Here is a 14409-nt window from a genome sequence, read left to right on the forward strand (position 1 = left end):
CAGCTTAGCCACCAAGCACGTGCTTAAGCATATTCACGCACATATCATAAGGTACGCTCTCTTTCATGCCTTGCTGCAAGTAAACATCCAATCTTGGTTTTAATGTAAAGGCACTATCAATCGCTTGATCACTGCCAGGCTTATAAGCGCCAATAGAGACCAAATCTTGATTTTTACGACAAATGGACAGCACTTGGCGCACCGCTTTAGACATTAATAAATGCTCATCCGTGGTGATTTGAGGCATTACGCGACTGACCGACTTTTCAACATCAATCGCTGGATAATGCCCTGCGTCTGCCATTTCACGCGATAAGACAATATGACCATCTAAAATAGCTCGCGACGCATCCGCGATGGGATCTTGCAGATCATCGCCTTCCGTTAACACCGTAAAGAAAGCGGTAATTGAGCCTTGATCTTCACTACCATTACCAGCGCGCTCAACAAGAGCAGGAAGCTTAGCAAAGACGGAAGGTGGATAACCTTTGGTTGCTGGCGGCTCACCAACAGAGAGGGCAATTTCACGCTGAGCTTGAGCAAAACGAGTTAATGAATCCATTAGCAGCAGAACATCGAGCCCTTGATCGCGAAAGTATTCAGCAATGGTTAAAGCGGTTTGGCATCCTTTAAGTCGCATCAATGGCGACGCGTCGGCTGGTGCTGCAACGACAACAGAGCGCCTGCGTCCCTCTTCACCTAAGCTCTCTTCAATAAACTCTTTAACTTCTCGCCCACGCTCACCAATGAGACCAACGACAACCACTTGTGCGGTGGTTCCTCTTGTCATCATGCCAAGCGTAACCGATTTACCAACACCTGAGCCAGCAAACAAACCAATACGCTGACCTTTACCAACCGTTAATAAACCATTGATCGCTTTCAAGCCGACATCCAGTGGCTCTGAAATCGGTTTTCGGGCGAGCGGGTTAATGGGTTCGGCATTAAAAGGCACAAAGTGGTCGGTATAAATATCCCCTAAGCCATCAAGTGGTTTCCCCACCCCATCAATCACACGACCTAACAGTTCCATACCAACGGCAAGCCCAGTTTCACCAGTAAGAGGGGTCACTTTCGCTCCAGGAAAAATGCCATTAATTTGCTCACTAGGCATAAGAAATAAGTTGTCACCAGAAAAGCCGACAACCTCTGCTTCCATCTGTCCCGACATCGTTTCAATATGGCATAGGCTACCAATTGGCGCTCGACACCCAGTAGCTTCTAACGTCAAACCAACAACTCGCACTAACTTACCAGAAGTAATTGGTCGTGATGTTAAACCTTCCACTTTGTATTGATTCAAGCGTTCAGCAAGTACTGACATTATTCGGTACCTGGCTGATGGCGGTTAGCACGACAAAAGCCCTGAATAACCGAGCGAATACGATCCTCGATACGATAATTGACACTGGAGTCTCCAGCTTCAATTTGTAAATCACCACGATTTAATGCTGGCTCGCCAATCAAGCTCCATTGACGCTGCTCTAATTCATTTTCACCATAGGATGAACGAATGATCTCAGCATCATCAGGGTTTAGCTTTACAGTAATAGCATGACCCGTCACTGGTAATGACTCCACTGACTCTTTTACCGTATCTAAGATAATTTGTGGGTTAGTTTGCGCTTCAATATGGACAACTTCTTTCACTAGCGTTAAAACCATATCGACTAATTGCTTTTCAACTTGATTAGTCATTAATGCTAGAGGTTGAGAGAATTGATCAGCAAGTCCCATAAAAATATCGACTTGCTGTTTAATGTATTCCTGCCCAGCAGTGACGCCTTCTAGCTGACCAGCTTGTAATCCTTCGCTATGCCCTGCTTGAAAGCCTTCTTCTTTGCCTTTGTCATAACCTTGCTTAAAGCCCGCTTCTTGACCTTCATAGAGACCTTCTTGATAAGCGCCTTTTTTTATAATCTCGATTTGCTCATCGGTTAAAACGAACGCTTCTTCCTCGATAACCTCTTCTTGAGGCACCCAGCTAGGATCATAATTAAAAGCTGTCTCACGTGCGCTTTTCTGCACTTCAGAGCTATAGTCTGGCAACCCCCACTTCTCTGGTTGGGCTATCGACTGCTCATCATCAGGACGTAAAAAACCACGTTTTCTGTCAACGGACATAGCATTACCTATTAAAAAATGGAGGGGAATTTGTGATTAGTGACTCTCAAAGCTTAATTTAACGCTTTAAGAGTCAAGGATACGCTATAAGAACTCTTCTGCGCCACCAGAAAGCATAAGGTCACCGCTATCGGCTAAACGACGCGCTATGGCAAGAATTTCTTTTTGTGATGATTCAACATCAGCAACACGTACTGGCGGCATAGCTTCGATGTCATCTTTCATCATATCCGCTGCACGTTTTGACATATTTTTGTAGATTTTCTCACGAAGATCTTCATCGGCACCTTTTAGTGCTCGCTGCAGTACATCTTGTGGAACATCTCGCAGTAATTTTTGTACGCCTTGATCATCGACTTCAATCAAGTTTTCAAAGACAAACATCAGATCTTGAATCTGCGTTGCCATATCTTCATCTTGATCACGAATTTGATCCATCAAGATGCCTTCAACATTATTATCCATGTAGTTCATGATTTCAGCTGCTGCTTTTAGACCACCAATTTTGGCAGCTTGTGCACCCGCCTGACCTGCGAACTGCTTCTCCATGATCTCATTTAATTCGGCTAATGCAGAAGGTTGTACTTCTTCTAAGTTAGCAATACGCATCATCAAGTCCAAACGTACTCGTTCAGGGAATTGAGACAGTATTTCTGCCGACTGATCGGCATCAAGATAAGAAAGTACAATGGTTTGGATCTGTGGGTGTTCATTAATAATAATGCTCGCTACTTGGCGAGGGTCCATCCACTTCAATGAATCAAGCCCTTTAGAGCCTGTGCCTAGTAAGATTTGATCGGCTAAGTTATTCGCTTTATCTTCACCTAAGGCTGCGACTAAAGCATTACGCATAAAGTCTTCACTACCCATACCAATGTTGGTGTATTTTTGAATATCCTCTAAAAATGCACGATGAACAGCGCCGACCTTGCCTTGGCTAAGATCTTTCGCTTGTGCCATTGCACTACCTACACGTTGAACCTGTTTTGGCTCTAAGTGACGAATGATACCAGCAGCATCTTGCTCATTTAAGCTTAGTAATAAAATGGCGGCTTTTTCATCACCACTAATGCTAGAGATATCAATATCTACAGGCTCTAGTTCATCATCCTGCTTTACTATTTCATTAGGCATCTGTCATCCAATTTTTAACTACTTGTGCTGCCAACTCTGGCTCATTTGCAACTAATGCTCGCACGGCTTTTAAGACATCTTCATCTTTATGTAGGTTTGGTAAATCGATACTTGAACCAAACTCAAATAGCTCTCCACCATCAATATCACCAGCAATTAAGCTCGTTTCACCATCAGAGCCAATCGGCAACCCATCAGGTCCATACATTTTATCATCGTTATCTTCTGCAATAGGGTTCAATAGTTTTTTCATTGCTGGTCGTACAAGAACAAGCACAACAACGATAATAACCAATGCACTTGCTAGCCAACGAACCCAATCATTAAAGTTAGGGTGTTCCCAGATCGGCACATCCGCTAATAATTCTGTTTCTGGTTCCGCGAACTTAACACTTAATACATTGAGTAAATCACCACGATTTTCGCTAAAACCAATAGTACCGATTAGCACTTGGCGGATAGCATTTATTTTTGCATCACTCAATGCAGTATAGGTAACTTCGCCAGTACTCGGATCCACTGAACGCTGATCTTTAATGGCAACAGAAACCGTTTGTCTATCGACAATACCGCTTTGTTTGCGTTCATGGCTAATAGTCGTATCCAATTCAAAGTTACGTGTCGCCTCTTTATGAACAGAACCTTGCCCTAACACGGAACCGTCTTTCATTTGAGCGACGTCTTGAGGAATGGATGCATCGGCAGGCGGCTGGTTGCTTAAAGCCCCTGGAACACCAGCTACGACGCTACCATTGTTGTAATCTTCTAATGTGTATTCACTTCGAGTCGCTGCTGTTTGTGGGTCGAACTGCTTACGAGTTTGCTCTATCGCATTGAAGTTCATTTGAATATCAACTTGCGCGGTATAGTTTCCAAAGCCCAAAATAGGGATCAAAACAGAGTCAATTTTATCTCTTAATACTTGCTCTTGTTTGCGTTCTAATTCGTGTTCTTTGCGTCTCGCTGTCGATAAAGGATCTTGAGAACCTGAACTTAATAAACGTCCATGCTGATCGGTTACGGTTACGCGCGAAGTATTCATTCCAGGTACAGCACTCGCAACCATATCAACCACAGAATCAACCTCTTCCTGTTTTAAGGTTGTTCCTGTACTTAAAGTTAAAAATACCGAGGCTGATGCTTCTTGATTATGACGAACAAAAACACTTTGCTTAGGGAGAGCAAGTAATATTTTTGCGCGTCGCACTTGACGTATCTGCTCAATGGCTTTTGCTAATTGGCGTTCACGACTTAGTTTCAATCGCTCTTGCTCTAAACGTTGAGAAACCCCAAAGCCCATATCTTGCAGGAGAATATCATCACCCGCGCTTTTTTCGGTATTAACGCCGGCTCTCACCATATCCAATTTCAACGAATTATACTCATTGGCATCAACATGGATGGTGTTTCCATCAAGCTTATAGTCAATTTTTTGTTGATCAAGGTAATCTAAAACTGAGATAAGCTCTGTCGTTTCATAGGCACCTAAAGGGCGCATTTCTGGCTCTTTTACCCAAAAAAACAGCATAACAATTAAAGCAACACAGATAGAGATAGACAGTACTAAAACCACTTGGCGCAACAAATCAAGATCGCCAATTGCCATATCAAACTTGGAGGAGCTTCGTTCATTTAAATCTGGATTTTGCCCGTCAGAATCTAGACCCGAACTGGTTGTTAAGCCATGTTCCGAACCATCTCCGGCTACTGCTAAATCTGTTGCTCTATTATTATCAGCCACTACTTACTACTCAATTTATACCGGCATGTTCATTAACTCTTTGTAAGAGTCGACTAATTTGTTTCTAATTTGAATAGTCGCATCAAACGCAACACTGGATTTATTACGTGCAATCATAACATCGGACAGTGAGACATTTTCATCGCCTCGATCAAACCGCATCTGTAAATCGCTTGATGATTGTTGTAAAGAATTGACACTGTTCATTGCCTGAGTCAGCATATTGCTAAAATCAGCACCAGCGTTATGACTACTTATTGCAGGTCTTGCATTGGCAGCTTCTAGCATCATTGCTTGCATTTCACCCTGTACGCCATCAATTCTCACATTTACCTCTCACGCCAATATATTGACTATTATCTTTAAACTACACAGCCATCTTTTCACTACATAGCAAATTTTATACCATAGTACTACATTCCGTCACTGACAAAAATGCGTATCCTGCAGCACTATCACTTAATGTGGCAGTTCTATACCCGCATCGCGCATTTTCGCTAACTTATAACGCAATGTTCGTGGGCTAATGCCTAGTTTTTCAGCCATATCTTTACGACGACCGTTACACTCAATGAGAGTTTCCAAAATAATCGCATACTCTTGATCGCGCAATTCTCCGCCTAAACCTTCACTGATCGTCAAACTGCCTTTTACTAAATCACTATTGGTTTCTGCAACGACTTTAATTGCCGGCATTGCGATATCTTGATTTTCAACAACTTGCTGTAGGCTGGCTGCATCTTGCCAATCAAGACCTTCCAATAGTATATGCTCTGAGTCGATATTGGATTGATTGCTAAGAATCAGTGCGCGTTGAATAACATTATCTAACTCTCGTACATTACCAGGCCATGGATAAGCTAATAGTTTCTCCACTGCTGTTGCCGAAATAGTCGGGATAGGCAAACCTAACTTTGCACAGTGGCGCTCAATTAAATGAGCAGCTAACGGTTGTATATCACCTGGACGCTGGCAAAGTGCTGGCCAAGTAATTGGAAATACATTCAAACGATAATATAAATCTTCTCGGAAATTACCTTCTGCTACGTACTGCTTTAAGTCTCGGTTACTGGTTGCTAATACTCGAACATCAAGTTGGATGCTTTTACGACTACCTAGACGCTCTACTTCTCTTTCTTGTAAAACGCGTAATAACTTGGCTTGCAGGTTCATATCCATTTCACTAATTTCATCCAGTAAAATGGTACCACCTTGCGCTTGCTCAAATTTACCAGGACAGGCTTGAACAGCCCCCGTAAATGCACCTTTCTCATAACCGAAGAGAGTAGCCTCAAGCATATTATCGGGAATAGCCGCACAGTTAATGGCCACAAATGGACCTGAATGACGGTTAGAAGCATTGTGAATATAACGAGACATGACCTCTTTACCTGAGCCACTTGGCCCTAATACCATCACATTCGCATCTGTTTTCGCTACTTTTTCAGCCAGTGCTAACAGCTTTAAACTTTTTTCATCTGCAACAATCGCATTATTATCATCCGATTTTATTGGAGCATAACGGCTGACCATATTGAGTAAAACTTCTGGCGCAAAAGGTTTAGCCATATAATCAATGGCACCTTCTTTCATTGCCGAAACCGCATCTTCTATATTGGCATAAGCTGTCATCAGTAAAACGGGTAAATTCGGCCAATGTTGTTTGATATTACGCAGTAAAGCTAAGCCACCCATACCTGCCATTTGCACATCAGAGATAACTATATCAACTTGATTTGACTTTAATTTAAGTAATGCTGCCTCTGCACTATCCGCTTCTAACCACTCATAACCAGCTAAGGCTAAAGTATCAACCAGCGCTTCACGTAAACCTTCATCGTCTTCGACAATTAATACTTTGCTTTGTCCCATGCTTACTCTCCGTACACTTTTTCACCATGTTCTATGGCATGATTTTTATTCTTCGTTTCTATTTAATCAGCTGCATTATTATTGCTTTCTATCAAAGGCAAGCATATAGTAAAACATGCACCATCGCCTTCTTCTGATAGTAGCTCTAGACGCCCTTCATGCGCTCGGCATACCATTTGCACAACCGCTAAACCAAGCCCAGTTCCTTGTGAACGCGTAGTAAAAAAGGGCTCCATGATCTTATCTTGTAACTCTTTAGCTACGCCTGGACCACTATCTTGTACTGAGATCTTCAATTCATTATTAACTGGGCGGAAGAAAACATCGATTTGGGCATTTTTATCCGACATTTGAATGGCATTTAATACCAGATTACTTAATGCCGAAGCTAATGCATTCACATTTCCTAATAGCTGAACCTCTGGCTGCTCGACTTCTTGGCAATAATCGATTTGGCTATTTTTTAATGCTGCCTCAACCATTGGCTGATATTCACTGACTAAATCAGCCAAAACGAAAGGCGTAATGACTTTATTATCGCCACCTTTGGCAAATAGCAGCATATCATTCACTTGCTTCTCCAAATCGTGTAATCGATCCATAAGCTTTGATTGAAAGCGTTCCTTGGTTGCCGGTGTCAAATTGGAAGCGGATAAATTAGACGCATAAAGCATGGCACTAGAAAGCGGCGTTCTTACTTGGTGTGCTAAAGATGCCACCATCCGACCTAATGACGACAACCGTTGTAAATCACTGATCCGTGACTGTAATAAGCGTGTTTCTGTCAGGTCGGTAATTAAAATCAGTTGTCCTGTTGTTGATGCTGAAATCGCTAAACGTACTTTACGCCCATTTTTCAATGATATTTCATGGCCATCATCTTCTTTTGGATCAAAAGCCGTTTGAATGATAGAAAACCACTTCAGGCCAACTAAAGGCACCGCTAAAATTCGTTGGGCCTCTGGGTTTGCCTCACGAATTTCACCTTGAGTATCAAGCAAAATAACACCAGCGGGCATGACATCAAGTACTTGCTTATAGCGCTCTACTTGCTGTTCAACGGAGTCTAAATGGGATTGGTTTTCGGGATCTTGAAAAGATGTCATGTGAGTTCTCCACCTCTAAAGCAAGAATAGTCTGCCACGCTTTTGCATGTCAGACTATTCATTCATCATATAACAATAAGGGAAATGGCTATCAATAGCCCCCTAATAATAGAGGTTAGCGCTGTAGGTTATATTTGCGCATTTTTTCTACCAAAGTTGTACGACGCATGCCCAGCATATCTGCAGCTCTTGCAACCACACCATTTTGAGCTTCAAGTGCCTGACTTATCATATTGATTTCAAGCTCTGCAAGCACTTCTTTCAAATTGAGCCCTTCAGCTGGTAAAGACTGTAAAGAACCATCGTTAAGATCGGACTCATGTAGATCATCAAAGTTGAAATCTTCCGAGAAAATATCAGATAGTGCATCGCGCTCAAGCTCTTCCTCACCAACTGAAGCGACATTCTCTGGCTGGAACTCTGGAATATCACTATAGCGATACTTAGTCGGTAAATGATTCACATCAACAAGGCTATGAGGGTACAAGATTACCATTCTTTCGACTAAATTGGCTAACTCTCGCACATTGCCCGGCCAATGGTGCTCCGTTAGCGAATTGATCGCTCTTGGAGTAAAGTAAATCGGCTGACTACCTTCTGCTTCCATTCGAGTCATTAGCTCTTGTAGCAATAACGGAATATCTTCAATGCGATCTTTTAGCGCTGGCATTTCAATCGGGAAAACATTGAGTCGGTAATAAAGATCCTCTCGAAACAGCTCGTTTACGATCATATCTTCTAAGTTTCGATGCGTTGCTGCTATTACTCTCACGTCAATATTAATCGTAACATTGCCACCAACACGCTCAAAGCAGCGCTCTTGTAACACTCTTAGTAATTTCACTTGCATTGACATCGGCATATCACCGATTTCATCCAAAAAGATCGTACCACCTTCAGCCAATTCAAAGCGACCTTTCCTAGCCGTAATAGCGCCGGTAAACGAACCTTTTTCATGACCAAAAAGTTCACTTTCTAATAGCTCTGGAGGTATAGCTCCACAGTTAATCGGGACAAAAGCACCACCACGACGTGCAGAATGGTAATGGATATTACGTGCGACAACTTCCTTTCCTGTACCTGATTCACCTAAAATTAAAACGTTAGCTTCAGTATGAGAAACTTGATCAATCAGGTGGCGTACATCTTGAATGCCTCGACTTTGACCAACTAAGCTACGGAATAATGTATTTTTTCGTGATACTGATGGGACTTGTACACCTTTACGACCTAAGAACTCTTTGCAATGCCTTAATGCATCACTAAGTTGTGGGTAGTTTAGTGGGCGTTCAAGTTCACCAACAAAATTAGTCAATTCATCGAAAGAAAAAGAAGGGCTACCGATACATAGTAAAGGGATATGATTCGATTTGATCAGGTATTGCTGCAGTTTTTCACTTGCATCAGAGCTATCTGTATAACCGATAATGCAGCCAGCCCACATACCAGACCAATTAATCTGGTCAATTTGATCCGAACTAATGACTTCGCAGATTTCTCCTACGAACTCTAAAATGTTACATAAATTAAGACGATGAGATTGATCATCTTCAATGACGAGTAGTTTTGCCAAGCCTTGCATAAATAGAACTCTTGCCTTTATTCTGGGGTATGTCGCTTTAAAACCAATAATTACGAGAAAACAGCAACAAAAAAAGCCATTAGGCTGTCCAATGGCTTCTATTTTATTTAATAATAAAAATAAGGCAACTAAGCAATGAGCAGGTAGTGAGCTAGATTAAAAATTTTAACTCACAAAATAGCCTTTAAAATGATAAATTTAGCATTAGTTTACAGGTGATTATCCTTTAAATACCAACATCAGCAGCGGTTAAATTATGGTATTCATTCGGAATTTGATCCCAAGCTGATTTAATTTCTCGGATAATATCAATCACATCATCGATCGGCTCTGGGTTATTTTGATGGTTTGCAGCCGACACTTGCATAATCATAAATTCATAAAGTTGATCGAGGTTCTTCGCAATATCGCCACCATCATCCATAGACAAGCAGCTTCGTAAACTAATAATGATATCTAAAGCTTTACCTAAACGCTCACCTTTAACTGAAACATTACCCTGCTGCATCGCAGCTTTTCCTTGGATTAGTCTCTCAATAGCACCAGCCATTAGCATTTGTACTATTTTATGTGGTGAAGCCGCTGTTAGCTGGCTATCTACTGATACCTTTTTGTAAGCTTGTAAAGAACCGCGCATAGTAACCCTCGTTATAAAAACTTTTTATATTGTTGAACTGATTTATTGCCATGGCGATATTTGACTAACGCCTGGCCGGCACGTTGTGTTTCTGATTCCATCAATTCAAGCAATGTTTTGGTTCGCACAACAGCCTCATGCCATTGCGGGCAACTCTTTAAACTGGGGTCTTGAGCCAATTTAGATAAGATAGAGTTTAACCTTTGTTCTCTTGTATCGACCAATACAGAAATTTCTTCAGAATTAATTTCTGATTGGTGTAACTTTGTCATTAATTGGTGATCTAGATCACGCAATTGATTTAACTCATCCATCAATCACTACCCCATCGCATTCATCATGCCACCTAATTGTGAGCGCATTTTACCCGTCGCTTCTTGCATTGCACTAAATCGAGCATGAGTTCTTTTTTCTAAACCATCCATGCGGCGATCTAAAGAAGATTGATCATCAAATAGGCGATAGTTTTGTTCAACTAAGCTCTGCTCTCGTGTACGGATCGTCCCTGTAACCCCCGTCATACTATGAATGGCATCTTCCACTTTTTTAGCAAAACCTTGATTACCGCCAAAGAAATCTTCTAGCTTGTTAAAGTTATTGTTTAACTGACGATCGAGCATTGCATAATTAATTTCTAATTTACCCTGCATTGTGGTCGTGACACCAAACTCTGTCAAAGACTTTAAATCTTCAGGTGCTTGCTCAACCGCACTGGAAAAAACACTTTTTAGGCGAGAGTCTGCTGTACGTACAACGCTATCACCTGCTAAAGGTCCTTTCTGACCAGTTAAAGGATCAACACTCGCTAGCTCTTTAGAAATTTGATGAAATTGATTATAAGAGGCAACAAACTGTTCAATATCACTACGCACACTGCGCCTGTCATATTCCACCCCAATTTCAGCGGGTGGTTTATTGGCATCGGATGTTCTCTTTAATGTTAAATCAACACCTTCTATAGCATCTTCAATGATATTATTATGGCTAGCTAACTCTGCGATACCATCGAGTAATACAATAGAGTCTTGTGCGGCTTGTACTTCTGACATGCCTTGGTAAGTTTCAAATGATTCTTGTGCCTGCTTGAGTTGGACTTCAACCTTGTCCATTTCCTCTAAATGCTCACGCTCTTCAACGGTTAACTTTGCTCGCTGTTGCACTTTCGCTTCTTCTGGAGTGATTTTATTTTCAGCAACGGCTTGCTCGATTGCTTTTTTCTCTTCCGCTAACTCTTGCTCAAGTTGCTCTCGCGCTTCTTTTACCGTGACATAAGAAGCTGTTAAGGTACCCGATGCGGTGTTAGACCAACCAGGAACATCTTGTGACTTTTCTAATGCGATTGCATCGAGTTCTGGCTCGGGAGTACGGTAAGAGTCTAATAGTGTTCCAGAAGCGGTATTCGTCCACCCCGGAATATTATCTTGAGGTAAAAGTGAGCGAGGCGGAAGCGGCAAAGATGATGGGCTATCATTTGCTTGCTGTCTTTCAGGATTCTCATCAGCATGATTTTCTTGATCTGAGTTGACTTGTTCGGAATGAGTTTGATCTAAAGCATTTTGCTTGTTCTGCAGTTGATCATCAAACTGATCGGCAGCCATTGCCATCTCGCTAGCTCCTGCGGCAATATTTATCCCACCGGCAGCATTTACTGCCGCCTGCTCATCAAAGCTGGGAGGCAAAATAGATCGAGCTACTTTTTGTGCGGCTTCAAGATCTTTGACACGATCTTCAAGTGATTTAAATTCGAATAGTTTCAGCGCATTATCTGATTCAGAATCCGCCTTAATGGTAATATTGTTATCCTTACCGGATAAGTTAGAGGCGAGGATAAGGCGCGGGCCCTGAACGTCGTTGATGATAGAGGCACGGACACCAAGATTATCCTTAGCACCATTAATTCCTCTAACAACATCAACGAGTTTAGAGCGAGATCCGACATCTATATCAAAACTCTTGTCACCAAGTGAAACCTGCAGCTTGCCAGGACCAAAGATTGCATCATCTGGAATAATATCCGATGCAACCTTATGGCTCTGAGCAAGCTGCAACACATCGATGGCATATTTCCCTGCTATCGCATCAGTAGTTGCTGTTGCTGAAACAATCTCATCGTCACTCGTATCCACCTTGCGCACGGCAAAGGCTTTTTCATGACGAAAGTTTGCCATCAGACTTTTCATTGTATCAAGTGACTCTCTGAGCCTACCATAAGCACTAATGTTGGTATCTATCTGCATGCGCTGATTATCAATACGTTGCTGTTTAGGCACACGTTCTGCATTGACAATTTTGCTGACCATGGAATTAATATCCATGCCAGACGACATACCCATAGGGCCTAAACTCATTGAATCACCTCAAAAACAATTTATACCTTTTCTTCAATTAATCCTGTATTTGAAGTCAAAGTCGCTAGACGCCTTAAAATTTCAAGCATCTCTTCATCAGGGATCTGCCTAATGATCTCTCCGGTTGTTGTTTCATAAACTGTCACAACATTGCGCCCAGAGTCATCATCAAGCTTAAAGGCTACTCCCTTACTCATTGAGCTAATAAAATCATTCATTTTATCGATCAATTTCACCCTTTCATCTTCATTCATCTCATCACGATGTTGAGCAAATGCCATCACCGAATCAAGCGAAGATTCATGAGCTTTTTTCACCTCTGAAGGTGGAGCATAGCCTTTTGATAAAGAAATATTCGTTGCGTCACTACTGTTTTCTTTAGCAATTTTTATGCCACTTGGCGAGCCGTAAGGCTGGGTATTCGATGCGTAGGACGAAATATCCATAGCAAAGTCCTCCTACCTTATAGAGTTTCAGATAAGTTAACCTTATCTTCCTCGAACAAGTGTAAAACTAACTTTTTGATTAACCAAGTAAACTAAGCGCAGCAGATGGTGTCTGCTTTGCTTGAGCTAAGATAGAAGTACTCGCTTGCTGTAAAATTTGAGACTTCGTCATTGCTGTCGTTTCTTTAGCGTAATCAGTATCTTGAATGCGGCTACGTGACGCGTTAACATTTTCATTAATGTTATCAAGGTTATTAATGGTGTGATCCAAACGGTTTTGAATCGCACCTAAACCTGCACGTTGGCTATCTACATTCTTCAGCGCGCCATCAATGATAGCTACAGCTTCTTGAGAACCTGCTACCGAAGTAATATCGATATCATTAACCGTTTTATCAGTACCTGTACCGATGCTCAATGAGCTTGCTAAGTTACCACCAATAGTAACAGAACCACCATCAACGGCTGTGTTGGCAGCAAAAAGCTGTAGTGTATTATCTTCACCAACCGATGCTTTCACATCATTGCTTTGACCGTTAATATAAGTTGCAACCTGTTCTAGATCATCCCCTTCTTTAACGTCAATAGCTAAAGATTGAGCTACTCCACTTCTATCGGTGTAATCTAAAGTAAGATCAGTGTCACCAGCTGTCGCTACCCAGTCATCAGCTTGTGCTGCTGCTGTGTAAGCCTTACCACCCATTTCAGCAGTATCTGAACGCATGTTACCCATGCTCATAATCACTGCTTCACCTGAATCAGCACCAATCTGGAAAGATTGCTGACCGTAAGTACCATTCAATAGTTTATTACCACCGAATGATGTTGTCTCAGCAATACGGTTTAACTCATTGTTCAACGCTGTTACTTCTTCTTGCAAAGCAACACGCTCACCCTTTGAGTTTGAACCATTAGCAGATTGTAGCGATAGATCACGCATACGTTGCAAAATGTTCGTACTTTCAGTCATCGCGCCTTCAGCGGTCTGAGCAATTGAAATACCATCATTTGCATTTTTTACTGCCATGTCTAGACCACGACTTTGCGAGGTTAAACGGTTAGCAATTTGTAGGCCTGCTGCATCATCTTTTGCACTATTGATTTTATAGCCAGAAGATAAACGCTCCATCGACTTTTGAGTGTCGTTCGCTGCATTGTTCAGGTAACGCTGGGCAGTCATCGCCGATACGTTAGTATTTACATTTATAGCCATAGTTAATCTCCTTAAGGCATTGTTTAAATGGCCAACGTGTCTCTCACCTCACTTTGGCACATTTCATTTCTCTCAATCCCTTTAACGGCTAACAATAAAGAATCTTTAGATAAAAATTAGATATTTAATGATTTTTTTTATAAAAGATAAATCTTGTTTTTTATTGCGCTCCCCTCTACTAACAGGCATAAAAAAACCCAGCCTAG

At 41.7% G+C, this 14409-nt stretch carries 13 protein-coding genes; all 13 read right to left on the reverse strand.

Translation table 11 applies throughout. The annotated features are described in order from the left end of the window. Positions 1–4 precede the first annotated feature (4 nt). Positions 5–1324, reverse strand: a complete 1320-nt coding sequence (gene fliI / locus BCU68_RS12480; RefSeq protein WP_102565075.1) for a flagellar protein export ATPase FliI — start codon at positions 1322–1324, stop codon at positions 5–7. Then, entirely contained in the window at positions 1324–2124 is an 801-nt protein-coding gene (gene fliH / locus BCU68_RS12485) for a flagellar assembly protein FliH (protein ID WP_102565076.1), read from the reverse strand. The genes fliI and fliH overlap by 1 nt, the downstream gene beginning before the upstream one ends. 84 nt (positions 2125–2208) lie before the next feature. Beyond that, on the reverse strand, positions 2209–3258 hold the full coding sequence (gene fliG / locus BCU68_RS12490; RefSeq protein ID WP_102565077.1) for a flagellar motor switch protein FliG: 1050 nt from the start codon (positions 3256–3258) through the stop codon (positions 2209–2211). Further along, on the reverse strand, positions 3251–4999 hold the full coding sequence (gene fliF / locus BCU68_RS12495) for a flagellar basal-body MS-ring/collar protein FliF (RefSeq protein ID WP_102565078.1): 1749 nt from the start codon (positions 4997–4999) through the stop codon (positions 3251–3253). Before fliF ends, fliG begins: the two co-directional genes overlap by 8 nt. A 15-nt stretch (positions 5000–5014) precedes the next feature. Continuing rightward, complete coding sequence (gene fliE, locus BCU68_RS12500) at positions 5015–5326, reverse strand: flagellar hook-basal body complex protein FliE (protein ID WP_102565079.1); 312 nt, start codon at positions 5324–5326, stop codon at positions 5015–5017. A 132-nt stretch (positions 5327–5458) separates the two neighbouring features. Then, positions 5459–6871, reverse strand: coding sequence for a sigma-54 dependent transcriptional regulator (locus BCU68_RS12505; RefSeq protein WP_102565080.1), 1413 nt, complete (start codon positions 6869–6871; stop codon positions 5459–5461). A 62-nt stretch (positions 6872–6933) separates the two neighbouring features. Then, positions 6934–7977 carry an ATP-binding protein gene (locus BCU68_RS12510; RefSeq protein WP_102565081.1) on the reverse strand — a complete coding sequence of 348 codons (1044 nt, stop codon included), beginning with the start codon at positions 7975–7977 and terminating at the stop codon, positions 6934–6936. A gap of 115 nt (positions 7978–8092) precedes the next feature. Continuing rightward, the gene (locus tag BCU68_RS12515; RefSeq protein ID WP_102565082.1) at positions 8093–9559 is read right to left on the reverse strand and encodes a sigma-54 dependent transcriptional regulator; all 1467 of its coding nucleotides are present in this window, start codon (positions 9557–9559) and stop codon (positions 8093–8095) included. Positions 9560–9785: 226 nt separating this feature from the next. Then, on the reverse strand, positions 9786–10196 hold the full coding sequence (gene fliS, locus BCU68_RS12520; RefSeq protein ID WP_102565083.1) for a flagellar export chaperone FliS: 411 nt from the start codon (positions 10194–10196) through the stop codon (positions 9786–9788). Positions 10197–10207: 11 nt separating this feature from the next. Continuing rightward, the gene (locus tag BCU68_RS12525; protein WP_102565084.1) at positions 10208–10513 is read right to left on the reverse strand and encodes a flagellar protein FliT; all 306 of its coding nucleotides are present in this window, start codon (positions 10511–10513) and stop codon (positions 10208–10210) included. Positions 10514–10516: 3 nt separating this feature from the next. Next, entirely contained in the window at positions 10517–12544 is a 2028-nt protein-coding gene (gene fliD, locus BCU68_RS12530; protein ID WP_102565085.1) for a flagellar filament capping protein FliD, read from the reverse strand. Between the two features lie 20 nt (positions 12545–12564). Further along, positions 12565–12990 (reverse strand): flagellar protein FlaG, encoded by a 426-nt coding sequence (gene flaG / locus BCU68_RS12535; RefSeq protein ID WP_102565086.1) that lies wholly within the window; start codon positions 12988–12990, stop codon positions 12565–12567. A gap of 79 nt (positions 12991–13069) precedes the next feature. After that, entirely contained in the window at positions 13070–14203 is a 1134-nt protein-coding gene (locus BCU68_RS12540) for a flagellin (RefSeq protein WP_102565087.1), read from the reverse strand. Positions 14204–14409: the final 206 nt, after the last annotated feature.

This window comes from Vibrio sp. 10N.286.49.B3 (assembly GCF_002873395.1).
Classification (GTDB): Bacteria; Pseudomonadota; Gammaproteobacteria; order Enterobacterales; family Vibrionaceae; genus Vibrio.

Bases quoted from the DNA above. Each gene is read 5' to 3' on its own strand.
- fliS (WP_102565083.1), bottom strand. From the start codon at position 10,196: ATGCGCGGTTCTTTACAAGCTTACAAAAAGGTATCAGTAGATAGCCAG.
- fliH (WP_102565076.1), bottom strand. From the start codon at position 2,124: ATGTCCGTTGACAGAAAACGTGGTTTTTTACGTCCTGATGATGAGCAG.
- BCU68_RS12540 (WP_102565087.1), bottom strand. From the start codon at position 14,203: ATGGCTATAAATGTAAATACTAACGTATCGGCGATGACTGCCCAGCGT.
- BCU68_RS12510 (WP_102565081.1), bottom strand. From the start codon at position 7,977: ATGACATCTTTTCAAGATCCCGAAAACCAATCCCATTTAGACTCCGTT.
- BCU68_RS12515 (WP_102565082.1), bottom strand. From the start codon at position 9,559: ATGCAAGGCTTGGCAAAACTACTCGTCATTGAAGATGATCAATCTCAT.
- BCU68_RS12505 (WP_102565080.1), bottom strand. From the start codon at position 6,871: ATGGGACAAAGCAAAGTATTAATTGTCGAAGACGATGAAGGTTTACGT.
- fliI (WP_102565075.1), bottom strand. From the start codon at position 1,324: ATGTCAGTACTTGCTGAACGCTTGAATCAATACAAAGTGGAAGGTTTA.
- fliG (WP_102565077.1), bottom strand. From the start codon at position 3,258: ATGCCTAATGAAATAGTAAAGCAGGATGATGAACTAGAGCCTGTAGAT.
- flaG (WP_102565086.1), bottom strand. From the start codon at position 12,990: ATGGATATTTCGTCCTACGCATCGAATACCCAGCCTTACGGCTCGCCA.
- fliD (WP_102565085.1), bottom strand. From the start codon at position 12,544: ATGAGTTTAGGCCCTATGGGTATGTCGTCTGGCATGGATATTAATTCC.